Annotated in this window: 21 protein-coding genes and 1 other RNA gene; 12 read left to right on the top strand and 10 right to left on the bottom strand. The window is 66.4% G+C overall.

Going from position 1 to position 20,803, the window contains the following annotated elements:
- The first annotated feature begins 9 nt into the window (after positions 1–9).
- The 4 genes from PMI02_RS16140 to rsmA all read left to right on the top strand — a co-directional run bounded on the left by PMI02_RS16140 (position 10) and on the right by rsmA (position 5,814).
- The gene (locus PMI02_RS16140) at positions 10–2,385 is read left to right on the top strand and encodes an LPS-assembly protein LptD (protein ID WP_007684753.1); all 2,376 of its coding nucleotides are present in this window, start codon (positions 10–12) and stop codon (positions 2,383–2,385) included.
- 220 nt (positions 2,386–2,605) lie between these two features.
- Positions 2,606–3,964, top strand: a complete 1,359-nt coding sequence (locus PMI02_RS16145; RefSeq protein WP_052025612.1) for a peptidylprolyl isomerase — start codon at positions 2,606–2,608, stop codon at positions 3,962–3,964.
- Positions 3,965–3,985: 21 nt separating this feature from the next.
- Complete coding sequence (gene pdxA, locus PMI02_RS16150) at positions 3,986–4,987, top strand: 4-hydroxythreonine-4-phosphate dehydrogenase PdxA (RefSeq protein ID WP_007684756.1); 1,002 nt, start codon at positions 3,986–3,988, stop codon at positions 4,985–4,987.
- Positions 4,984–5,814, top strand: coding sequence for a 16S rRNA (adenine(1518)-N(6)/adenine(1519)-N(6))-dimethyltransferase RsmA (gene rsmA, locus PMI02_RS16155; RefSeq protein ID WP_007684758.1), 831 nt, complete (start codon positions 4,984–4,986; stop codon positions 5,812–5,814). Before pdxA ends, rsmA begins: the two co-directional genes overlap by 4 nt.
- Before the next feature lie 16 nt (positions 5,815–5,830).
- Here rsmA and PMI02_RS16160 read toward each other — a convergent pair whose 3' ends face one another.
- Complete coding sequence (locus PMI02_RS16160; RefSeq protein WP_007684760.1) at positions 5,831–6,181, bottom strand: PilZ domain-containing protein; 351 nt, start codon at positions 6,179–6,181, stop codon at positions 5,831–5,833.
- 129 nt (positions 6,182–6,310) lie between these two features.
- On the bottom strand, positions 6,311–8,431 hold the full coding sequence (locus tag PMI02_RS16165) for a malate synthase G (RefSeq protein WP_007684762.1): 2,121 nt from the start codon (positions 8,429–8,431) through the stop codon (positions 6,311–6,313).
- A 308-nt stretch (positions 8,432–8,739) separates the two neighbouring features.
- Here PMI02_RS16165 and PMI02_RS16170 point away from each other — a divergent pair, with 308 nt between their 5' ends.
- Complete coding sequence (locus PMI02_RS16170) at positions 8,740–9,009, top strand: hypothetical protein (protein WP_007684765.1); 270 nt, start codon at positions 8,740–8,742, stop codon at positions 9,007–9,009.
- Positions 9,010–9,042: 33 nt separating this feature from the next.
- On the opposite strand, the gene ssrA is transcribed toward PMI02_RS16170, so the two are convergent.
- Together ssrA and mscL are read right to left on the bottom strand one after the other, a co-directional pair.
- Positions 9,043–9,444: a transfer-messenger RNA gene (gene ssrA, locus PMI02_RS26500) on the bottom strand.
- Between the two features lie 18 nt (positions 9,445–9,462).
- Complete coding sequence (gene mscL, locus PMI02_RS16175; protein WP_007684767.1) at positions 9,463–9,930, bottom strand: large conductance mechanosensitive channel protein MscL; 468 nt, start codon at positions 9,928–9,930, stop codon at positions 9,463–9,465.
- 200 nt (positions 9,931–10,130) lie between these two features.
- On the opposite strand from mscL, the gene PMI02_RS16180 reads away from it, so the two are divergent.
- The 5 genes from PMI02_RS16180 to PMI02_RS26505 are packed head-to-tail and all read left to right on the top strand — an operon-like array spanning position 10,131 to position 13,119.
- Positions 10,131–10,736, top strand: coding sequence for a LemA family protein (locus PMI02_RS16180; protein ID WP_007684769.1), 606 nt, complete (start codon positions 10,131–10,133; stop codon positions 10,734–10,736).
- Between the two features lie 4 nt (positions 10,737–10,740).
- On the top strand, positions 10,741–11,571 hold the full coding sequence (locus tag PMI02_RS16185; RefSeq protein ID WP_007684771.1) for a YgcG family protein: 831 nt from the start codon (positions 10,741–10,743) through the stop codon (positions 11,569–11,571).
- 3 nt (positions 11,572–11,574) lie between these two features.
- Complete coding sequence (locus PMI02_RS16190; RefSeq protein ID WP_007684775.1) at positions 11,575–12,258, top strand: TPM domain-containing protein; 684 nt, start codon at positions 11,575–11,577, stop codon at positions 12,256–12,258.
- Positions 12,255–12,821 carry an NUDIX hydrolase gene (locus PMI02_RS16195; RefSeq protein WP_007684777.1) on the top strand — a complete coding sequence of 189 codons (567 nt, stop codon included), beginning with the start codon at positions 12,255–12,257 and terminating at the stop codon, positions 12,819–12,821. Before PMI02_RS16190 ends, PMI02_RS16195 begins: the two co-directional genes overlap by 4 nt.
- 1 nt (position 12,822) lies before the next feature.
- Complete coding sequence (locus PMI02_RS26505; RefSeq protein ID WP_007684779.1) at positions 12,823–13,119, top strand: hypothetical protein; 297 nt, start codon at positions 12,823–12,825, stop codon at positions 13,117–13,119.
- On the opposite strand, the gene mmsB is transcribed toward PMI02_RS26505, so the two are convergent.
- The 6 genes from mmsB to PMI02_RS16225 form a co-directional block, all read right to left on the bottom strand.
- On the bottom strand, positions 13,053–13,922 hold the full coding sequence (mmsB, locus tag PMI02_RS16200) for a 3-hydroxyisobutyrate dehydrogenase (protein ID WP_007684781.1): 870 nt from the start codon (positions 13,920–13,922) through the stop codon (positions 13,053–13,055). The two genes, PMI02_RS26505 and mmsB, sit on opposite strands and share 67 nt — an antisense overlap.
- A 94-nt stretch (positions 13,923–14,016) precedes the next feature.
- Positions 14,017–14,802, bottom strand: a complete 786-nt coding sequence (locus PMI02_RS16205; protein WP_007684783.1) for an enoyl-CoA hydratase-related protein — start codon at positions 14,800–14,802, stop codon at positions 14,017–14,019.
- A complete protein-coding gene (locus PMI02_RS16210; RefSeq protein WP_007684786.1) occupies positions 14,799–15,842 on the bottom strand; it encodes an enoyl-CoA hydratase/isomerase family protein in 1,044 nt (347 codons plus the stop codon). Before PMI02_RS16210 ends, PMI02_RS16205 begins: the two co-directional genes overlap by 4 nt.
- A 10-nt stretch (positions 15,843–15,852) precedes the next feature.
- On the bottom strand, positions 15,853–16,995 hold the full coding sequence (locus PMI02_RS16215; RefSeq protein ID WP_007684787.1) for an acyl-CoA dehydrogenase family protein: 1,143 nt from the start codon (positions 16,993–16,995) through the stop codon (positions 15,853–15,855).
- Positions 16,996–17,029: 34 nt separating this feature from the next.
- Positions 17,030–17,524 (bottom strand): hypothetical protein, encoded by a 495-nt coding sequence (locus tag PMI02_RS16220; RefSeq protein WP_007684788.1) that lies wholly within the window; start codon positions 17,522–17,524, stop codon positions 17,030–17,032.
- A 75-nt stretch (positions 17,525–17,599) separates the two neighbouring features.
- Entirely contained in the window at positions 17,600–19,024 is a 1,425-nt protein-coding gene (locus PMI02_RS16225; protein ID WP_007684790.1) for an aldehyde dehydrogenase family protein, read from the bottom strand.
- Positions 19,025–19,421: 397 nt separating this feature from the next.
- Here PMI02_RS16225 and PMI02_RS16230 point away from each other — a divergent pair, with 397 nt between their 5' ends.
- A complete protein-coding gene (locus tag PMI02_RS16230) occupies positions 19,422–19,913 on the top strand; it encodes a flavin reductase family protein (RefSeq protein ID WP_007684792.1) in 492 nt (163 codons plus the stop codon).
- Positions 19,914–19,998: 85 nt separating this feature from the next.
- Positions 19,999–20,751 (top strand): SDR family NAD(P)-dependent oxidoreductase, encoded by a 753-nt coding sequence (locus PMI02_RS16235; protein WP_007684795.1) that lies wholly within the window; start codon positions 19,999–20,001, stop codon positions 20,749–20,751.
- Positions 20,752–20,803 lie beyond the last annotated feature (52 nt).

Genomic DNA, 20,803 nt, shown 5'->3' on the forward strand with positions numbered 1-20,803 from the left:
AGGCAAGCCATGCTCCCCGCCGCGCAGATTCCGCTGCAAGCCCCTTACCGTGTCCTGGCCCGCAACGCGGCCCTTACCCCGGATAGCCGCTTGCGACCCCTCTCGCTGCGTGCGCTGGCCTTCGGGATCGTCGCGGCTCCGCTGCTCTGGGCCCTGCCCGGCGCGGCCCTTGCGCAGGACCTCTCGCGTCCGGTCGAGGCCATCCCGATCGAAGGCGCACCGCCGGCCCCGCCCGCCACGCCCGCCTCCGCCGACGCCGAGCCCGTCGCCTTCGAGGCGAACGAAGTGACCTATGCGCAGAACGACGAAAAGGTCACTGCCGAGGGCAACGTGGTGCTGCGCCGCCGTGACGAGAAGGGCAACGTGCAGTCGGTCCGCTCCGACGCGGTGACCTGGGACCGCAACACCGGCAAGATCCTCGCCACCGGCAACGTGCGGCTCGTCGACCAGGACGGCAACCAGCTCTACACGGAAAGTGTCGAGCTGACCGACGAGCTGAAGACCGGCATGATGGAGAACATGCTCCTCGTCATGCGCGAGGGCGGACGCATGGCCGCGCTCAAGGGCGAGCGCATCGCCAACGGCGACGTCATCCTCAACCAGGCGGCCTACACAGGCTGCGACGTCACCGACGACGCCGGCTGCCCCAAGAAACCGACGTGGCGCATCGTCGCCAAGCAGGTGATCTATTCCGACGCGCAGAAGCAGGTGCGCTTCAAGGATGCGCGGATCGAACTGTTCGGCCTCGTCCAGCTGCCGCTGGTGGGGCTGACGATCAGCACGACCGGCGGTTCGGTCTCGGGCTTCCTGGTGCCGGACATCCGTTCGAGCCCGTCGAACGGCTTCGAGCTGGCGCAGTCGTACTTCTGGAAGATCTCCGAGAACCGCGACCTCACCGGCACGCTTTCGGCCTTCACCGAATCGGCGCCGATGGGCCAGATCGAGTATCGCGCCCTCACCGACAACGGCGCCTACCAGATCACCGGTTACGCCACCGCCAGCAGCAAGATCCCGATCTTCGGGGGAACCGACACCACGCCGGACGGCCAGAGGGCATTTCGCGGCTACCTCTTCGCCAACGGCCGCTTCCAGCTCGACGAGAACTGGAGCGTCACCGGCTCGATCCGCCGCTCGACCGACCGCACCTTCCTGCGGCGCTACGACATCAGCCGCGACGACCGCCTGCGCTCGATGATCGAGGTCGAGCGGATCGATCAGGACAGCTACCTTTCGATCGCCGGCTACAACTCGCAAACGATGCAGTCGGACCGCGCGCAGGGGCAGATTCCCTACGCGCTGCCGGTGATCGACTATCGCCGCCACTTCGCCGACCCGATCCTGGGCGGCAAGATCGAGACGCAGCTCAATACCCTCGCCATCACCCGGACGGACGGGCAGGACACCCAGCGCGCCTTCGCCAGCGGGCAATGGTCGCTGCGCCGGCTGACCGGGATGGGCCAGGAACTGACGCTGACCGGCCTCGTGCGCGGCGACATCTACCATTCGGACGAGAACGCCGACACGCTGACTCCGCTCTACCGCGGCACCGAAGGCTGGCAGGGCCGAGGCGTCGCCACCGCCGCGTTCGACGTGAAGTGGCCGCTGCTCGGCCAGATCTTCGGGGGCACGCAGGTTCTGACGCCCCGCCTGCAGGTCGTCGCCAGCCCCAAGATCAAGAACCTCGCCATTCCCAACGAGGATTCCCGCGCGATCGAACTGGACACCGGCAACCTCTTCGCGATCAACCGCTTCCCGGGCTATGACCGGATCGAGGACGGGGTGCGCTTCACTTACGGCTTCGACTGGAACTTCGAATTGCCGCGCTGGCGGATCAAGAGCACGATCGGCCAGTCGGTCCGCCTGAGCAACCGGGCGGCGGTGCTGCCCAACGGCACCGGCCTTGCCAACCGCACCTCCGACATCGTCGGCCGCACCGAGGTCCGCTACCGCGACTTCATCAACCTGGTCCACCGATTCCGCGTGGACAAGGACACCCTCGCAGTGCGCCGCAACGAATTCGACGCGGTGATCGGCAACACCCGGTCCTATATCGAAGTCGGCTATACCAAGCTCAACCGCGACATCGCCAACGACATCGAGGATCTCCAGGACCGCGAGGAACTGCGCGCCGCCGGCCGTATCGCCTTCGCCAACTACTGGTCGCTGTTCGGCTCGGCGGTGGTCAACATGACCGATCGCCGCGAAGACCCGCTGACCGGCTCGAACGGCTTCCAGCCCCTGCGCACCCGCCTGGGCGCCGCCTACGAGGACGACTGCCTGCAGATCGCCCTCACCTGGCGGCGTGACTACGTGGCCCTGGGCGACGTGAAGAAGGGCGATTCGTTCCAGCTGCGCTTTGCCCTGAAGAACATCGGGGCACACTGATCCACCCTCGCCCGGGCGCGCGGGAGCGCTTTTCCGACATTGCCCGGAAACATCTGGCCCGCCATTGGCACACTTTGGCAAAGCCGCTATCGGGTGTGCTCATTTTCAGTTAAGCCGCCGCCGGGCACAGCGCGGGAACGGTGCGGCAGGTGGCCTGAAACGGGGCCTTCTGCTCGATTGTGATACGGCCGAGCCGGTCGAAGACGGGATTGAAATCACGGTGCAAGCAGTAAATCGCAGCAGGTTCATCAAGCGCGCCATCCTTTGTGTCGGGAGCCTCGCCGCCATGTCGACCGCGCTTGGCGCCGGTCTGGCACACGCCCAGTCCGCACCCCAGGGCGAGATCGTCATTCCCGACGACGTGAAGATCTTCGGCAACGACAACCCCAACATGCGCCGTGCCACCGCGGTCGTGAACGGCGACGTCATCACCGGCACCGACGTCGACCAACGCCTCGCGCTCATCGTCGCGGCCAACCAGGGCAAGATCGACGACGAGGAAATGAAGCGCCTGCGCCTGCAGATCCTGCGCAACCTCATCGACGAGACGCTGCAGATCCAGGAAGCCAAGGCCGCCGACATCGAAGTCGCCCAGGCCGAGGTCGACCAGTCCTACGCCCGCGTCGCCACGCAGAACTTCAACCAGAACACGGGCGCAATGGATGCCTACCTCAAGCGGGTCGGCTCCTCGCCGGAATCGCTCAAGCGCCAGATCCGCGGCGAGCTGTCGTGGCAGCGCCTGCTCCAGCGCAACGTCCAGCCGTTCATCAACGTCTCCGACGACGAAGTGAACGAGAACCTCGCGCGCATGAAGGCCGCGAAGGGCACCGAGGAATACCGGCTCGGCGAAATCTACCTCTCGGCAGCGCCCGACGCGCGCCAGCAGGTCTACGAAAACGCGACCAAGATCGTCCAGCAGCTGCGCACGGGCGGCAGCTTCGTCGCCTACGCGCGCCAGTATTCCGAGGCCACCACGGCATCGGTCGGCGGCGATCTCGGCTGGGTGCGCCTGGCCCAGCTCCCGGGCGAACTGCAGGTCGCCGCGCGCGACATGGAGCAGGGCCAGCTCGTCGGCCCGATCGAGGTCCCCGGCGGCTTCGACATCCTCTACCTGATCGACAAGCGCCAGGTCCTCACCGCCGATCCGCGCGACGCGATCCTCGCGCTCAAGCAGATCTCGATGCCCTTCCCCAAGGGCATCAGCGAGGCCGAAGCCGGCAAGCGCGCCGAAGCCTTCTCCACCGCGATGAAGGTCGCCAAGGGCTGCGGCGACGTCGACAAGGTCGCCACCGGCCTCGGCGCTCAGGTCGTCACCAACGACCAGGTCAAGGCGCGCGACCTTCCCGCCCAAATCCAGACCTCCGTCCTCCAGCTCTCCCCCGGCGAGACGCTGCCGCCGTTCGGCTCGCTCGAGGACGGCATCCGCATCCTCATGCTCTGCGGCCGCGACGATCCGCAGACCGACACCGGCCCGAGCTTCGAGCAGCTGCAGGCGCAGCTCGAGGACGACCGCGTCAACAAGCGCGCGCAGACCTACCTGCGCGACCTGCGGCGTGACGCTGTCATCGAATACAACTGATCGACCAGGGCGGGTGCCGTGATGACTGTTGCGGCCCCGCTCGCCGTATCCCTTGGCGATCCCGCCGGCATCGCGCCCGAGGTGATCGTCGAAGCATGGGCCCGGCGCGTTGAAGAGGGGCTCGCGCCCTTCTTCGTCGTCGGCGGCGCCTCCGTGCTGCGCGCCGCCGCCGCCACGCGCGGCATCGACCTGCCGATCGCGCTCATTTCAAGTCCTCTCGACGCTTCCGCCTTTGCGACGGCCCTCCCGGTGCTCGGCGACGAGGATTGCGCGCCCTCGCCCGGCATGCCGACGCTGGGCGGCGCCCGCCTTGCGCTTCACTCGCTGACCCTTGCCACCGCGCTCGCTTTGTCGGGCGAGGCCGGCGCGGTCGTCACCGGACCGATCGCCAAGTCGAAGCTCGCCGAAGTCGGTTTCACCCAGCCCGGCCAGACCGAATTCCTCGCCGACGCCTGCGGTGTCCCCCATGGCGACGCCGTGATGATGCTCGCCGGACCGTCGCTGCGCACGGTCCCGCTGACTGTCCATGAAGCCCTCGCCGCGGTCCCGGGCCTCGTCACCCGCGAGCTGATCGAGCGCAAGGCGCGCATCGTCGCCCACGCCCTCGCCCGCGACTTCGGCCTCGCCGCGCCGCGCATCGCGATCACGGGGCTCAATCCCCACGCCGGCGAGGACGGCCGCATGGGCACCGAGGACCGCGACATCATCGCCCCCGCCATCGCCGCCCTGCGCGCCGAGGGCCTTGCCGTCACCGGCCCCCACCCCGCCGACGCGCTGTTCGCGGCGCACGAGCGGGCGCACTACGACGTGGCGCTCTGCATGTACCACGATCAGGCGCTGATCCCGATCAAGACGCTCGACTTCGACCAGGGCGTGAACGTGACGCTCGGCCTGCCGATCGTGCGCACCTCGCCCGACCACGGCACTGCCTTCGCCATTGCCGGCAAGGGCACGGCGAGCGCGGGCGCCATGATCGCTGCGATCCGTATGGCCGGGCAATGCGCCGCCAGGAGAGCGTCATGACCAAGCCTGCCCTGCCGCCCTTGCGCGAAGTCATCGCCCGCCACGGCCTCTCCGCCTCCAAGGCGCTCGGCCAGAACTTCCTGCTCGACGAACAGCTGCTCGATCGCATCGCCGCAATTCCGGGATCGCTGGAGGGCCAGCAGGTCCTCGAAGTCGGCCCCGGCCCCGGCGGCCTGACCCGCGCCCTGCTACGCGCGGGCGCCGTCGTCACCGCGATCGAGATGGACCGCCGCTGCCTTCCCGCCCTCGCCGAACTGGGCGAGGCGTTCCCCGGCAAGCTCAGGGTCATCGAGGGCGACGCGCTCAAGATCGACCCGAAAACACTGTTCGACGGCCCCTATCACATCGCCTCGAACCTGCCGTACAACGTAGGCACGGCACTGTTCACCGGCTGGCTGTCGAGCGAGGCGTGGCCGCCGCAGTGGCTCTCCCTGACGCTGATGTTCCAGGAAGAAGTCGCCCGCCGCATCATCGCCGAGCCGGACATTTCGGCCTATGGCCGGCTCGCCGTGCTGGCGCAGTGGCGCTCGGTGCCGAAGCTCGCCTTGAAGGTCCACCGCAGCGCCTTCACGCCGCCGCCCAAGGTCATGTCCGCGATCGTCCACGTCGTCCCCGACGCCGCGCCCGATGGCGTCTCGATGCGCGTGTTGGAGCGCGTCACCGAAGCTGCCTTCGGCCAGCGCCGCAAGATGCTGCGCCAGAGCCTGAAGGGTATGCCGGGCGCGCTGGACGCGCTCGAAACTCTCGGCATCGACGCCCAGCGCCGCGCCGAGACGCTGTCGGTGGAAGAGTTCGTGAGCGTGGCGAAAGTGCTGACACGCAAGTGAGCGGGCCGGGCGGACTCTAGCCCAGCATTGCGCGGAAGAGGTCCAGCGGCCGGCGGCGCGAGAGGCGCTCTGGCACCTGGACCACGGGAACCGCCTTGCCCTCGATCAGGTCGACGACGCTGACCTGGCTCTTGATCGCTATGCCGCAGCGGTCGCTCCCGCGCCAGCGCACCTGACCCTTGAGGACGTGGCCGCCGATCTCCAGCTGCACCAGTGTTCCGCGCGTCGGCGGCGCAGCGACGATCGCCAGCACCCCGCGCGACGAGGCATTGACCAGCGTCGCCTCGGTCACCCGGTCGCCCACGCGCATCGCGGCTTCCACCGCGACGACCGTGCGCGTTTCCATGCGCTGCCTGTGAATGAACATGCCAGCCGTCCCCTAGCCAGAGCCAGCCCGAGGCTACACGGAAAATACCTAATCTCGCGTTAAATCAGATCCGAAAAATCGGGATGGCCCTCGGCCCGCCGCGAAACGGGCCGGGGGTCCGGAATTCGATCAGGCCGCCTTCTTCCTCAGGCGCCAGGCGTGGAGCAGCGGCTCGGTATAGCCGTTGGGCTGGTCCACGCCCTTGAATACGAGGTCGCAGGCCGCCTGGAAAGCCATGCTGGTGTCCCAGTTGCCCGCCATTGGCTCGTAGAGCGGATCGCCCGCGTTCTGCGCATCGACCTTGGCGGCCATGCGCTTCAGCGAATCCATCACCTGATCCTGGCTGCAGACGCCGTGGAGCAGCCAGTTCGCCATGTGCTGGCTGGAGATGCGCAGCGTGGCGCGATCCTCCATCAGGCCGACGTCGTTGATATCGGGCACCTTGGAGCAGCCGACGCCCTGGTCGATCCAGCGCACGACGTAGCCGAGCAACCCTTGCGCGTTGTTGTCCAGTTCCTCGCGCACTTCTTCCTCGGACCAGTTGGTCCCGTCCGCCAGCGGCACCTGCAGCAGCAGATCGAGGCCCGGCACCGGTTCGGCGGCGATTGCCTCGCGCAGGCTGAAGACGTCGACCTGGTGATAGTGCATCGCGTGGAGCGTGGCGGCGGTCGGCGACGGCACCCAGGCGGTGTTGGCGCCAGTCCTGGGATGGCCGATCTTCTGCTCCATCATGTCGCGCATCATGTCCGGCGCGGCCCACATGCCCTTGCCGATCTGCGCGATGCCCGAAAGTCCGTGGGCAAGGCCGATGGCGACGTTGCGCTTCTCGTAGGCCTGGATCCAAGGGCTGCCCTTGATCGCGGCCTTGCGGATCATCGGACCCGCCCGCATCGAGGTGTGGATTTCGTCGCCTGTCCGGTCGAGGAAGCCGGTGTTGATGAAGACGATGCGCTGACGCACCGCGTGGATGCAGGCGGCGAGGTTGGCCGAAGTGCGGCGTTCCTCGTCCATGACGCCGACCTTGATGGTGTGCCGAGGCAGGCCCAGCAGGTCCTCCACCGCATCGAACAGGCCGTTGGTGAAGGCGCATTCCTCGGGCCCATGCATCTTGGGCTTGACGATGTAGATGCTGGCCCCCTCGCCATTTTTCGGCCGGCTGTTGCCGTACTTGGCGAGGCCCTTCACGTCCTGCACCGAGATCGCGCTGGTGATGACCGCATCCATGACGCCCTCGGGGATCTCGCTGCCGTCGGGGAGCAGGATCGCGGGGTTGGTCATGAGGTGGCCGACGTTGCGCACGAACAGCAGCGAGCGTCCCGGCAGCAGCGCTTCCTCGCCGGTGGGCAGGGTCACGATCCTGTCCGGGGCGAGCTCGCGGGTGAGCGTCTTGCCGCCCTTCTGGAAGGTGTCGGTCAGGTCGCCGCGGATCACGCCGAGCCAGTTGGCATAGGCGGCGATCTTGTCCTGCGCATCCACGGCCGCAATCGAATCCTCGAGGTCGACGATCGTGGTCAGCGCGGCTTCGAGAACGATGTCGGAAATGCCCGCCTTGTCGGCGCTGCCGACGGGGCTTTCGGCGTCGAAGATCACCTCGATGTTCAGCCCGTTGTTGGCGAACAGCATACCCGCCTCGGTCTCGCCGAGATACTGGCGATCATCGGCGAGTTCGAGGCGCTCAGGGTCCTCCAGATCGGTCCACGAGCCCGCCTTGAGCGGCAGCGCCTGGTCGAGGAAGGCGCGCCCCGCCGCGATCACCGCAGCGCCGCGAACCGGGTCGTAGCCCGGCCCCTGCGCTGGCGCGGCGTCGAGCGCGTCGGTGCCGTACCATGCGTCGTAGAGGCTGCCCCAGCGCGCGTTGGCCGCGTTGAGCAGGAAGCGGGCGTTGAGCACGGGGACGACCAGCTGCGGCCCCGCCATCGAAGCAATCTCGGGATCGACGCCCTCGGTAGCGATGGTGAACTCGCCCGGCTCGGGCACGAGGTAGCCGATCTCGCGCAGGAAGGCCTGGTAATCGGTCTGGTCGATGGGCCGGCCGGCGCGCTCTGCGTGCCAGGCATCGATCTGAGCCTGCAGTGCATTGCGCTTGGCAAGCAGCGCGCGGTTGCGCGGGGCATAGTCGGCCAGAAGCTGCGCGAAGCCCTGCCAGAAGACGGCTCCGTCCTGCGCGATCGGGGGCAGCACCTGCTCCTCCACGAACCTGGCCAGCCCCGCGTCGACCTGGAGGCCGGAACGATCAACCCTGTCAGTCATACTTCCTCGCACTAGTCTTGCCTCGCACTGCTTCGAACGCGCATGCCGGAAGGCCGGCCTGCAACGCTCATAGAAATACCAAAACTGCCCTGGGGAAGGAGTGCGAGCGATATGGCCCAGGTCCGCGCGCTTGGCAACACCGCCCGCGGACGGACCGGTCTGTCGCCGAATGGGACATGGGGACTCCCATGCATTTACATAACGAGTCGGAAACCCTTACATTCCAGTTCCCGTTAAGCATCGGACTCGGCGGGAACGCGCGCTTGGCATGATCGTTGCTCTACCGTGACCAGCACAAAGGGATGAATATGCTCCGGAAAATCGGTCGCCTGTTCGTGATCAAGACCAACTGGGAAGCGTATATGATCATCTATGCGCTAGCCCTCGGTGCGGTCGAGCGCGGCACCGTGTACCTGTCGCGATTCCCGGGCTTCGGCGGAAAGCTGCTGTTCCTCGCCTGCACGGGCGCGGTGTTCATGGCCGGCGGCAAGATCCTGGACTGCCTCAAGTACGAAAAGGCGGCGCTGCTGGCCAAAATGGAGCAGCCGGCGGAGGAGTTGGAACGCAAGGCGGCCTGAGGCTCGCACGCGCCAAATCTCGATAATCAGGAAGGTGGGGTGATTCTGTTGAAAGGCTCACCCCGGGCCCCTGGAATCCCTTCTGTTACCCGGTGGGTCCAACCGTGTTCTGGCTTTGTAACTTCAGGGCGTTAGCCCCTAGAATTACGCTGCGAGAGCAAGTGCGTCGTTGTCGTTGGCACTTATGAGTTTTGAGCCTTGAACGGGTTACTCAGCCCGGATGAAAACAACGCTTTTCAACACACGTCGATCCTAGTTCGGCCCCGTCAACACCCCTGCGACAACAGGGTAGCCCTCATGCGAGAGCGGGTGATGGTGGAGCCGCCGGGTACCGCCCCCGGGTCCGCTGCATCTATTGCACGCTGCAATTTATCATCATATCCGGCCTAAGCCGGCAGGTGCTCATATAGAGCCTTGATCCTGAATGTGAAGTGACCGCGTGAAGACGTAGGCTCAAGCCTTCTGCCGGCGCAGTTCGGCAAGGATTTCCTGGAGCGTCTCGAGCTGCGGATCCGCCGGCGCGGCGACTTCCGCGGCCGCCTTGGCCTCCTCGTGCTCCTTCTTCGCGGCATCGACCATCTTGTTGATCGAGCGCACCAGCAGGAACAGCACCATGGCGATGATGAGGAAATTGACGACCTGGGTGACGAACTCGCCATAACCGAGCATGGGGACGCCCGCCGACTTGAGCGCGGCGTAGTCGGTCAGGCTGCCGGTGTAGTCGGCAGGAACCTCGCCCAGCCGGAAGAAATACTTCGAGAAGTCGATGCTGCCGAACGCCCAGCCGATCACCGGCATGATGAGGTTCTCGTTCAGCGAGGTGACGATCTTTCCGAACGCCGCGCCGATCATGACACCGACCGCGAGGTCGAGCACGTTGCCGCGGGCGATGAACTTCTTGAATTCGTCGAGCAATGCCATTCGTTTGGGCTCCTTGGACGGCGAGTGGGAGGGTTAGGAATGAGGCGTTTTACACACTCGAACTTCGTCCTCAAACGATTGTTAACCTTCTCCGTTTTCCCGAGGCCCCAATACCTGCGCTTGATCCGTCATGGGGCATCGCTATCTATCGCCCATGGAAGCCGCCGGCAGCGCCGGCGTCCAGTGGAGGAACGAAGCCGATGACGCTCATCAAAGCCGCCCGCAAGGGTCGCACGGTACTGGCCCTCGCCGCGGCCCTGTCGCTGGCCGCATGCGGTTTCAACTCGGTGCCGACCAAGCAGGAAGCCGCCAAGGCCAAGTGGGCCGACGTCGAGGCTGCCTTCCAGGAGCGCGCCAACCTCGTCCCCAACCTCGCCGCCGTTGCCAAGGGCGCGGCCGATCAGGAGAAGGGCATCCTCGTCGGGGTTACCGAAGCGCGCGCCCGGGCCACTTCGATCCAGATTTCGGGCGACGATCTGAACGATCCCGCCAAGATGGAGCAGTTCCAGGCCGCTCAGGCGAACCTGGGCGCCAACATCGGCCGCCTGCTCGCCAACGTCGAGGCCTATCCGGACATCAAGTCCAACGCCAACTACCAGATGCTGCAGACCCAGCTCGAGGGTCAGGAAAACCGCATCCGCATCACCATCCGCGACTACAACGCCGCGGTGCAGGACTACAACACCGAGGTACGCACCTTCCCCTCGATGATCGGCGCGCGCCTGCGCGGCGCTGAGACGCTGGTGCCGTACAAGTCGGTCACGCCCGGCGCCGAGAAGGCCCCGGACCTCCAGGGCAAGCTCTGATCCCGTGACCCAACTCCGGGCCGTCCTGACGGCCACGATCCTGGCCCTGTGCGCCCTGCTTGCAGGGCCGCAGGCCTGGGCTCAGGGCAGCTCTACCCTCCAGTTTCCCAAGCTGACCGGCCGCGTCGTCGATGCGGCGAACATCATCCCGGACGCTGAGGAAGCGCGCCTCACGCAGAAGCTGGAGGCGCTTGAAAAGCAGTCGCGCCGCCAGCTGGTCGTCGCGACCGTGCCCAGCCTGGGCGGCTACGAGATTTCCGACTACGGCTACCAGCTCGGCCGTTCGTGGGGCATCGGCCAGAAGGACGCCAACAACGGCACGATCCTGCTGGTCGCCCCCAATGAGCGCAAGGTGCGCATCGAGGTCGGCTACGGCCTCGAGCCGATCCTGACGGACGGCATGAGCTTCCTCATCATCAACGGCCAGATCCTGCCGCGCTTCAAGGCGGGCGATTATCCCGGCGGCATCGAGGCCGGCACCGACGCGATCGTCAAGCAGCTCACCCTGCCCCCCGACGAAGCGCAGAAGATCGCCGCTCAAGCGGACAGGCAGCGCGCGGATGGCGGCGACGACATATCGCTGGGCACGGTGATCTTCATCCTCGTGATCATTTTCTTCTTCGTCCTCCCCATCCTGCGATCCGTCGCGGGCGGCGGACGTGGCCGCCGCAGCGGCTTCGGCGGTCCGATCATCTGGATGCCCGGCATGTTCGGCGGTGACGACGACGACCATCACGGCGGCGGCTGGGGTGGCGGCGGAGGCTTCGGCGGCGGTGGTGGATTTTCCGGCGGCGGCGGCAGCTTCGGCGGCGGCGGCGCGAGCGGGAGCTGGTAGGTCATGGCAAGTCCCAGATATCTTTCCGAGGCCGACCACCAGCGGATCAGCGCCGCGGTGGGCGAGGCCGAAATGCTCAGTTCGGGCGAGATCGTCACGATTCTCGCCGACCGATCGGACGGCTATACGGACGTCGCGCTGGCATGGTCCGCGCTCGTCGCCTTCCTCGCGCTCGGCGCCCTGGCGATCGCGCCCGACTTCTACATGAGCCTCTACGACAGGCTCATCGCCGACTGGGGGCACGAGTGGACCCCGCGCATGATCCTATCGCTGGCGCTGGGCGTGGCCGCGCTCAAGTTTGCAGGGGTGATGCTGCTGCAGCTGTGGCAGCCGCTGAAGTTCTTCCTGATCCCCGCGCCAATCCGCACCATGCGCGTGCATGACCGCGCCCTGCGGGCCTTCCGCATCGGCGCCGAGCAGCGCACCACCGGGCGCACCGGCATCCTCATCTACCTCTCCATGCGCGAGCACCGGGCGGAGATTGTCGCCGACCAGGCCATCGCCACCAAGGTCGAGCCAGGCGTCTGGGCCGATGCCATGAACGCCATGCTCGCCGAACTGCGCGAAGGCCGCACGGCAGACGCGATGATCGCCGCCGTCGCCAAGGTCGGCGCCGTGCTCACCACCCACGTCCCCAGGCTCGAGGGCGACGTCAACGAACTCCCCGACAGGCTGATCGAAGTATGAACCCCGCAGATACCCGTCCCCTTTCCGATCACTTCGATTCCGACAAGCCGGTCGAGGTCATGTGGGAGGGGCGCTTCATCACCACCAAGCGCCAGGGGCGCTGGGAATACGTCAGCCGCGCGCGCGGCATCCGCGCGGCGGTGATCCTCGCCATCGACTCCGAAGACCATGTCATCCTCGTCGATCAGTACCGCGTGCCGCTGGGCAAGCGCTGCATAGAACTGCCTGCCGGGCTGGTCGGCGACCACGACGACAACGCCGATGAAGACACCGCCCTCGCCGCCGCGCGCGAGCTCGAGGAGGAAACCGGCTACCGCGCCGGCACCATGGAAATGGTCGGCGAGTTCCACTCCTCGCCCGGCATGGTGAGCGAGAGCTTCACCCTGTTCCGCGCCAGCGACCTGGTGAAGGTCGGCGAAGGCGGCGGCGTCGACAGCGAAGACATCATCGTCCTGCGCGTGCCGCTCGCCGAAATCGAGAAGCACGTCAGCGACTGGCGCGAGGCAGGCCATGCCATCGACGTCAGGCTCCTCACGCTGCTGGGTCCCAGGCTCCTGGACTGAAATGCGAACCCGCCCCGGCACCTGCCAACGCAAGGCGCGCTATTCGAGCGAGGCCGCCGCGCTGGAAGTCGCCGCTCGGGCGTCCTTTCCGTTGCGCCCGTATCGCTGCGGGCTATGCCGGCAATTCCACCTGACCAGCCGCACCAAGGGCATGAAAGTGCCGCTGTTCGAGCGGGAGCAGCGCGCCGTGAAATCCTCCCCGTCGCGCAGCGACAGGGAGGATCTGTCAGGTCAAAGCGTGGTGAAGATCGCGCCGAAGTCCTTGCCGCCGTTGCCGGCCTCGACGAAGGCCTCGTAGATCTTGGTCGCATGCTCGCCCAGCGGCACGGTCGCGGCGGCAGTCCCTGCCCCGGCCATGGCGAGACGCAGGTCCTTCAGCATGAGCGCCGAGGCGAAGCCGCCTGCGTAGCCGTTGTCGGCCGGGCTGGCGGCACCGATGCCGGGCGCCGGGGTGTAGTCGTTGAGCGACCAGCAGTAGCCGGTCGACTTGGAGCTGATCTCGTAGAACTTCTGCGGATCGAGCCCGGCCTTTTCCGCCAGCGCCAGCGCCTCGCAAGTGCCGATCATGTGGATCGCCAGCAGCATGTTGTTGCACATCTTGGCAACCTGTCCCGCACCGATCTCGCCCGCGTGGATCACGGCCTTGGCCATCGGATCGAGCACCGCCTGCGCCTTGCCGAACGCTGCCTCGCTGCCGCCGACCATGAACGTCAGCGTTCCGCCGTTGGCAGCCGCGATGCCGCCCGAAACCGGCGCATCGACCATCTCGTAGCCCGCCGCCTCGGCCAGCCCGGCGACTTCGCGCGCGGTTTCGAGGTCGATCGTCGAGCAGTCGAGGAACAGCGCGCCTGCCGGTGCCTTGCCGATCACGTCGGCGGTGTAGACCGCCTTCACGATGCCGCCGTTCGGCAACATCGTGACGACCGCATCCACGCCCGCGACCGCCTCGGGAACCGCCGTGAAGGTCGCGCAGCCGCTTTCGCCCGCCTTGGCCAGCGCTTCCGGCGAAAGGTCGAAGGCCCGGACCTCGTGCCCCGCCTTGACGAGGTTCGCGGCCATGCCGCCGCCCATGTTGCCAAGGCCGATGAATGCGATCTTCATGTCAGTCTCCCGATGGGATTTTGTCGTCGACGCAGGCTTTAGCGGCGCAGTACGGGCGAGGCAGCCAGCCAAAAGGCCAGCCGCGCCGTTACGCTTACTTGCCCTTCCAGGCGCCGGGCCGCTTTTCGACGAAGGCGGCCATGCCCTCCGCCTTGTCCTCGGTGGCGGTGAGGACCTGGAACATGCGGCGCTCCATGACGAGGCCGGTGTCGAGCGTGGTCTCGAAGGCGATGTTGACCATCTCCTTGTTCATCATCGCGGCGAGCGGCGGCATGCCGGCGATCGTCGTCGCCGACTTGAGCGCCACGTCGAGCAGCTGGTCGGCCGGCACGACCTGGCTGACGAGGCCCGAACGCTCGGCCTCGGCGGCGTCCATCATGCGGCCGGTGAGGCACATGTCCATGGCCTTCGACTTGCCGACGGCGCGGGTCAGGCGCTGCGATCCGCCCATGCCCGGCGCAACGCCGAGCTTGACCTCGGGCTGGCCGAACTTCGCCGTTTCCGAGGCGATGATGAAGTCCGCCATCATCGCCAGTTCGCAGCCGCCGCCCAGCGCGAAGCCGTTGACGGCCGCGATCCAGGGTTTGCGGGTGGTCTTGACGATCTGCGCGGTCCAGCCGGCGAAGAAGTCCTCCGAATAGAACTCCGCGCTCGGCTTGTCGGACATTTCCTTGATGTCGGCGCCGGCCGCGAAGGCCTTCTCGCCCGAGCCGGTGAGCACGGCGCAGCCCTGCGACTTGTCGGCCTCGAAGGCGGCGAACGCCTGGATCAGCTCGGCCAGCACCGCCGAGTTCAGCGCGTTGAGCGCCTGCGGGCGGTTGAGCGTGATGAGCGTGACGCCGCCCTTCTGTTCGACCAGGATCGTTTCGTAAGTGCTCATAGCGGCTTCCATTCCTCTTCGTGGGGGAGCGGGGCGAAGATCGCCTCCAGCATCTCTTCGGTCACGCCTTCGGGGGCGGCAGGGTGCCACCTGGGCGCATGGTCCTTGTCGACGATCACCGCGCGCACGCCCTCTGCGAAGTCGGGGAGCACCAGCACGCGCCCGCCGATGCGGTATTCCATCGCCATGTTCTGCGCGAAAGTTTCCAGCGCCAGCGACTCCTCGAGTTGGCGTAGCGACACCTTGCAGGCCTGCGGGCTCTTGGTGCGCAGCGTCGCCAGTTCCTTGGCCGCCCACTCGCTGTCATCGCTCTCGAGCGAGGCCAGCACCTGTTCCAGCGTGTCGAACGCGAAATGCTTGCGGATCGCGCCGGCGTGATCGGCGATTTTGGCCTCGGGAGGCTTCACCGCGAGCGCGGCGAGAACGCCGCCGATCTCGTGCCCGGCCGCGATGCGCGCCTTGGCCTCGGGCAATGCCTCGGCCGGCAGATAGTGGGTGGCGAGGCCCGCCCAGAGGCATTCCGCCCCGTCGAGCCGAGCGCCCGTGAGCGCGAGGAACTGGCCCACCCGTCCGTCGAGGCGCGAGAGATACCAGCCGCCGCCAACGTCCGGGAAGAGGCCGATGCCGGTCTCGGGCATGGCGAAGCGGGTGTTCTCGGTGGTGACGCGGAAGCGCGCAGGCTGCGAGATGCCGACGCCGCCGCCCATGGTGATGCCGTCCATGAACGCGACCACCGGCTTGTCGTAAGTAAAAAGCTGGTGGTTGAGGCGGTATTCCTCGAAGAAGAACCGGCGCCCGGCCTCGCCGCCGTCGGTCAGGGCGGACTGGCGGAGCAGGTTGATGTCGCCGCCCGAACAGAATCCCCGGCCCTCGGCATGCTCGATGGCGATCGCCTTGACGGCAGGATCGCCCGCCCACTCGGCCAGTTGCGTGCTCATCGCTTCGCACATTGCCAGCGTCAGCGCATGGATCGCCTTGGGCCGGTTGAGCGAGACGACGCCAAGGGCGCCCTCGCGCCGGAACAGCACTTCGTCGGTCATGAGTGCCCCCTTACTTGGTGAGGTCGCGGCCGATGATCATGCGCATGACCTCGTTGGTGCCCTCGAGGATGCGATGGACGCGAAGGTCGCGCCAGAAACGCTCGATCGGGTAGTCCTTGAGATAGCCGTAGCCGCCGAAGATCTGGAGCGCGCGGTCGACCACCGAGGAGCCGGTATCGCTGGCGAGCAGCTTGGCCATGGCGGCAAAACGGGTCTTGTCGGGCGACTTGGCGGTGACTTTGGCGGCGGCCATGTAGAGGAGCGCGCGGGCGGCTTCCAACTCGGTCGCCATTTCGGCGAGGCGGAACTGGGTGTTCTGGAAATCGGCGATCGGCTGGTCGAACTGCTTGCGGTCCTTGGCGTACTGGACCGCCTCGTCGAGGCAGCGCTGCGCGCCGCCGAGCGAGCAGGCGCCGATGTTGATGCGGCCGCCGTCGAGGCCCGCCATCGCGAACTTGAAACCGTCACCCTCCGCGCCGACGCGGTTCTCGGCCGGTATCCGGCAGTCCTCGAAGATCACCTGCGCGGTGGGGGAGGAGTTCCAGCCCAGCTTCTTCTCGGGCGCACCGAAGCTCAGGCCCGGCGTGCCCTTGTCGACCACGAAGCACGAGATGCCGCGAGACTTGTGCTCGCCGGTGCGGGCCATGACGATGTAGACGTCGTTGTAGCCGCCGCCCGAGATGAACTGCTTGGTGCCGTTGAGGACGTAGTGGTCGCCGTCCAGCCGCGCCGTCGTCTTGAGCGCCGCCGCGTCGGAGCCCGAGCCCGGCTCGGTGAGGCAGTAGGAGACGATCTTTTCCATCGTCACCAGGTCGGGCAGGTAGCGGTCCTTCAGCTGCTGGTCGCCGAAGGTGTCGATCATCCACGCGCCCATGTTGTGGATCGAGATATAGGCGCTGGTTGCCGGACAGCCGTAGGACATGGCCTCCATGATGAGCGCCGCGTCGAGCCGGCCGAGGCCGATGCCGCCGCTTTCCTCCGACACGTAGATCGCACCGAACCCAAGCTCTCCGGCCGCCTTCCACACGTCGACGGGGTAGTGGTGCTTCTCGTCCCACTCCGCCGCGAACGGCGTGATCCTGTCGGCGGTGAACTTGCGCGCCGTGTCCTGGACGGCAAGCTGGTCTTCGGTCAGCCCAAACTGTTCGGTCATCTTCGCCCCTGTGTGGTCAACCTGCCGTGACGGTTCACGTGCAGCGGGTATACTTGAGCGGTCCGGGCATGGCGTCCGGGCCGTAATCGCGGCGGATCAGCGTCTTGCCGTCGTCCTGTACGTCGAGCACGACGTCCTGGCTCCAGCTCTGGCCTTCGCCGGTATAGGCGAAAGTGGCGCGGATGCGGCTCTCGCCCGCCTCCTTGATGGTGCCCAGCTTCGCCACCGATTCGTAGAACTTGAGCTGGTCCGCCGACACCTCGAGCAAGCCCTTGGCATCGCCCTTGGTGCTCGTGCAGTCCGCCGCGACAAGGCCCCAGCGGCCGCGCACGACCTCCGGGATCTCGTCGAGCGACGCGGCCGTGGTGGGCGACGCCTCAGGCACTTCGCTGGCCGAACCCGCGTCTTCCTGGAACACTTCCTCGGTTTCAGTAGGCAGGGCCTGCGTTGCCGTGGCGTCGGGCCCCTTGGAACAGGCGCCCAGCGCCAGCGCGGCGGTTGCGACTAAAAGGGGAAGCGTGCGGGTCATCGGTCGTCTCCATTCACGGCACCGGATAAAGGTGAGTGAAACGCACACCCACCCCTCCCGGTTGCCGCGAGAAGGTCAGCCGACCAGCTCGATGATGTCCTTGCCGAACAGCTGCTCGTCCGACGGGATGACCTTGTGCGTGGCCAGCGGCTTCGACACCCAGGTCTCGTTGACGAGGTCGCGCCAGGTGACGTTGTTGTTGGTGGCGTTACCGCCCCACGAACCGCAGCCCAGCGAGAAGGTCTGGCGCATGCCGTTCCACAGGTTGCCCGAGTTCGAGGCCGACTGCGGCTGGTTGACCATCACGCGGCTGGTCTTGGTGCCCATCGCCAGCTTCATGATGTTGTCGTCGCTGGTCGAGTAGATGCCGGCCGAGTGGCCCTGGCCCTGGTAGCCCTGGATGGCGTTGGTGAGCCGTACGGCGTCGTCGATGTCCTTGGCACGGTAGAGCGCCATGGTCACCGTCATCTTCTCGCCCGAGAACTTGTGGTCGGGGCCGTAGCCGGTTTCCGGCACGATGAAGAACGCGGTGCCCTCGGGGATCGCGAAACCGGCATAGTCGGCGATGAACTGCGCCGACTGGGCGACGACCTTGGCGTTGATGTGCTCGCCGTCTTCCCAGATCGCGTTCTGCAGCTTGGTCTTGTTCTCGCCCTCGATCACGAAGCCGCCCTTGCCCTTCAGCTTCTCGAGCATGGTGTCGTAGATCGCGTCGAGCAGGACGACCGAGTTGTCCGACGAGCACGAGGCCGCGTAGTCGAGCGTCTTGGAGATCAGGATCTTGGCGGCGGCATCGTCGAGGTCGGCGGTGTCGTCCACCGTGATTACGGCGTTGCCCACGCCCACGCCCAGCGCCGGGGTGCCCGACGAGTAGGCAGCCTTGACCATCGGCGTGCCGCCGGTGGCGAGGATGCGGTCGCACTGCTTCATGACTTCGTTGGTCTTCTCGACCGAGGGCTGCTCGATCGGGATCACGAGGTCGGCGGGCGCGCCCATCTTCACCAGAGCGTCGCGCATCAGGTTGCAGATCTTGGCGTTGACGAACTTGGCGCGCGGGTGCGGGCAGATGATGATCGAGTTGCGACCCTTGACCGCGCTGATCGCCTTGATGACCGGGGTCGCCTCGGGGTTGGTCGAGGGCGAGAGCGCGCCGATGACGCCCACCGGCTTGGCGATCTTCACCAGGTTGCGCTCGTGGTCTTCCTCGATCACGCCCACCGACTTGTCGTCGATGATGTCCATCAGCGTGGCGCGCGTCTTCACCGAGATCTTCTTGAACTTGCCCTCGTAGTTACCGAGCTGCGTTTCCTCGACAGTCTCGCGGGCGATTTCCTCGTCCATGCCGGGCTTGCAGACGGCGTAGACCATGCCGCGGATCCAGGTATCGACCTGTTCCTGCGTGGCGTTCTCGATCTGCGCCTGCGCGGCGCGCGAACGGGCGACGATATCGGCGACCTCGGCAGCGACGGGAGTCTCGGCAATGAGTTCAGCAGTAGCCATTGTGCATCTTCCCTTAGAGTTTGCGCGCAGGTGTCCGGCCGAACCGGCCCCGCTGTCAGGCAGGCATCCGGATCGTCCTTTTCATGACGTGCCCACGTTGGACAGGTCAGCGTTAGGCGATCCGTTACAGGTTCGTCCCCTGCACTTTTGATCGGGCAGAGGCAAGTTTTTTAAGCGCGCGATTAAATTGCACTAGTTGCAAAAACATCAAGTCGAAACGCTTCCGGCGCAATGATCGAAGGCCGGTGATCGGTCACGAATAGCCGTGCCCTCTTGCCCGGCACAGGGCTAACGGGCACTAGAGCTAGGCAATATCGCGATGGCGTGTTCGTTCGGATATGCTACAAATGTTTCGATACTGCGAAACCGTAATGCAGCAAGAATGAGGTGTGAACGCGTGAGCGAGACGACGATCGATCCGGCAGCCTTCCGCAAGGTCCTCGGCAGCTACCCCACCGGCGTCTGCGTGATTACCGCCCTCGATGAGGGGCGCCCGGCCGGCATGGTCGTGGGCAGCTTCACTTCCGTTTCACTCGATCCGCCGCTGGTGGGCTTCTTCCCGGACAAGTCGTCGTCGTCTTGGCCACTCATCGAGAAGGCCGGGCACTTCTGCGTCAACGTCATGGCCAGCGACCAGGGCGACGTCTGCCGCGCCGTCACCGCCAAGGGCGAGGCGAAGTTCGTCGGCGTCAACTACGTGATCTCGGACCACGGCCTGCCGGTCATCGCCGACTCGATCGCGGCGATCGAATGCAAGCTCTACTCCGTCACCGAGGCGGGCGATCACTGGTTCGTGCTGGGCCAGGTCCTGCGGATGGAAACCGTCCGAGAGGACGATCCGATGCTCTTCCACCGCGGCCGCTACGGCAGCTTCGCGGAGAAGATGTAAGCGTTCATCGCAGCGGCGGTTTGACTCTCCCGGCAAGGATACTGTTCAGGTGTTCAGCATCATTGCCCTGGGAGAGTAAAATCGCATGACACGTTCGCTTGAAGGCAAGGTCGCCGTCATCACCGGTGCGGGTTCGGGCATCGGCCGCGGCGTCGCGCTGCGGCTGGCCGAGGACAAGGCCGCCATCGCGGTCTGGGACCTCAACCCCGAGGGCGCTGCCGAAACCGTGAAGCAGATCGAAGCGGCGGGCGGCAAGGCCCTCGCCGTGGTCGTCGATTGCTCGGACAAGGCCGCGATCAAGGCCGCCGCCGACGAGACCCGCGCCAAGTTCGGCCCGATCACCATCCTCGTGAACAACGCCGGCATCGCCCCGTTCACGCCGTTCATGGATATCGAGGACGACGAGTTCGACAAGGTCATCCGCATCAACCTGAAGGGCCCCTGGCTGGTCACCAAGGAACTGGTGCCCGACATGCTGGCCGCCAAGTGGGGCCGGATCATCAACATCACTTCCTCGTCCACGCAGTCGGGCTCGTTCTCGCAGACCCACTACGTCGCCTCGAAGGGCGGACTGCTCGGCCTGACCAAGGCGCTGGCGCTGGAACTGGGCAAGACCGGCATCACCGCCAATATGATTCCGCCGGGCTCGATCGACACCCCGATGCTGCGCGGCGCGCCGATCGACGCCGAAGCCTACGGCGCCTCGCTCCCGGTCGGCCGCCTCGGCCAGGTCGCGGACATCGCGGCGGCGGCGGCGTTCCTCGCTTCCGAGGAAGCCAGCTACATGACCGGCCAGACGATCAGCACCAATGGCGGCCGCTACATGGGTTCGGCCTAATACCCGACACGAATGCTGCGCGCCGCCCTTGCAGCATACGGGGCACGCGCTA

It is taken from the genome of Novosphingobium sp. AP12, assembly GCF_000281975.1.
Taxonomy (GTDB): Bacteria; Pseudomonadota; Alphaproteobacteria; order Sphingomonadales; family Sphingomonadaceae; genus Novosphingobium.

What these genes read in the sequence shown, in the direction of transcription:
- PMI02_RS16140 (WP_007684753.1), top strand. Translation starts at nt 10, where the DNA reads ATGCTCCCCGCCGCGCAGATTCCGCTGCAAGCCCCTTACCGTGTCCTG.
- pdxA (WP_007684756.1), top strand. Translation starts at nt 3,986, where the DNA reads ATGACTGTTGCGGCCCCGCTCGCCGTATCCCTTGGCGATCCCGCCGGC.
- rsmA (WP_007684758.1), top strand. Translation starts at nt 4,984, where the DNA reads ATGACCAAGCCTGCCCTGCCGCCCTTGCGCGAAGTCATCGCCCGCCAC.
- PMI02_RS16160 (WP_007684760.1), bottom strand. Translation starts at nt 6,181, where the DNA reads ATGTTCATTCACAGGCAGCGCATGGAAACGCGCACGGTCGTCGCGGTG.
- PMI02_RS16165 (WP_007684762.1), bottom strand. Translation starts at nt 8,431, where the DNA reads ATGACTGACAGGGTTGATCGTTCCGGCCTCCAGGTCGACGCGGGGCTG.
- PMI02_RS16170 (WP_007684765.1), top strand. Translation starts at nt 8,740, where the DNA reads ATGCTCCGGAAAATCGGTCGCCTGTTCGTGATCAAGACCAACTGGGAA.
- mscL (WP_007684767.1), bottom strand. Translation starts at nt 9,930, where the DNA reads ATGGCATTGCTCGACGAATTCAAGAAGTTCATCGCCCGCGGCAACGTG.
- PMI02_RS16180 (WP_007684769.1), top strand. Translation starts at nt 10,131, where the DNA reads ATGACGCTCATCAAAGCCGCCCGCAAGGGTCGCACGGTACTGGCCCTC.
- PMI02_RS16190 (WP_007684775.1), top strand. Translation starts at nt 11,575, where the DNA reads ATGGCAAGTCCCAGATATCTTTCCGAGGCCGACCACCAGCGGATCAGC.
- PMI02_RS16195 (WP_007684777.1), top strand. Translation starts at nt 12,255, where the DNA reads ATGAACCCCGCAGATACCCGTCCCCTTTCCGATCACTTCGATTCCGAC.
- PMI02_RS26505 (WP_007684779.1), top strand. Translation starts at nt 12,823, where the DNA reads ATGCGAACCCGCCCCGGCACCTGCCAACGCAAGGCGCGCTATTCGAGC.
- mmsB (WP_007684781.1), bottom strand. Translation starts at nt 13,922, where the DNA reads ATGAAGATCGCATTCATCGGCCTTGGCAACATGGGCGGCGGCATGGCC.
- PMI02_RS16205 (WP_007684783.1), bottom strand. Translation starts at nt 14,802, where the DNA reads ATGAGCACTTACGAAACGATCCTGGTCGAACAGAAGGGCGGCGTCACG.
- PMI02_RS16210 (WP_007684786.1), bottom strand. Translation starts at nt 15,842, where the DNA reads ATGACCGACGAAGTGCTGTTCCGGCGCGAGGGCGCCCTTGGCGTCGTC.
- PMI02_RS16215 (WP_007684787.1), bottom strand. Translation starts at nt 16,995, where the DNA reads ATGACCGAACAGTTTGGGCTGACCGAAGACCAGCTTGCCGTCCAGGAC.
- PMI02_RS16220 (WP_007684788.1), bottom strand. Translation starts at nt 17,524, where the DNA reads ATGACCCGCACGCTTCCCCTTTTAGTCGCAACCGCCGCGCTGGCGCTG.
- PMI02_RS16225 (WP_007684790.1), bottom strand. Translation starts at nt 19,024, where the DNA reads ATGGCTACTGCTGAACTCATTGCCGAGACTCCCGTCGCTGCCGAGGTC.
- PMI02_RS16235 (WP_007684795.1), top strand. Translation starts at nt 19,999, where the DNA reads ATGACACGTTCGCTTGAAGGCAAGGTCGCCGTCATCACCGGTGCGGGT.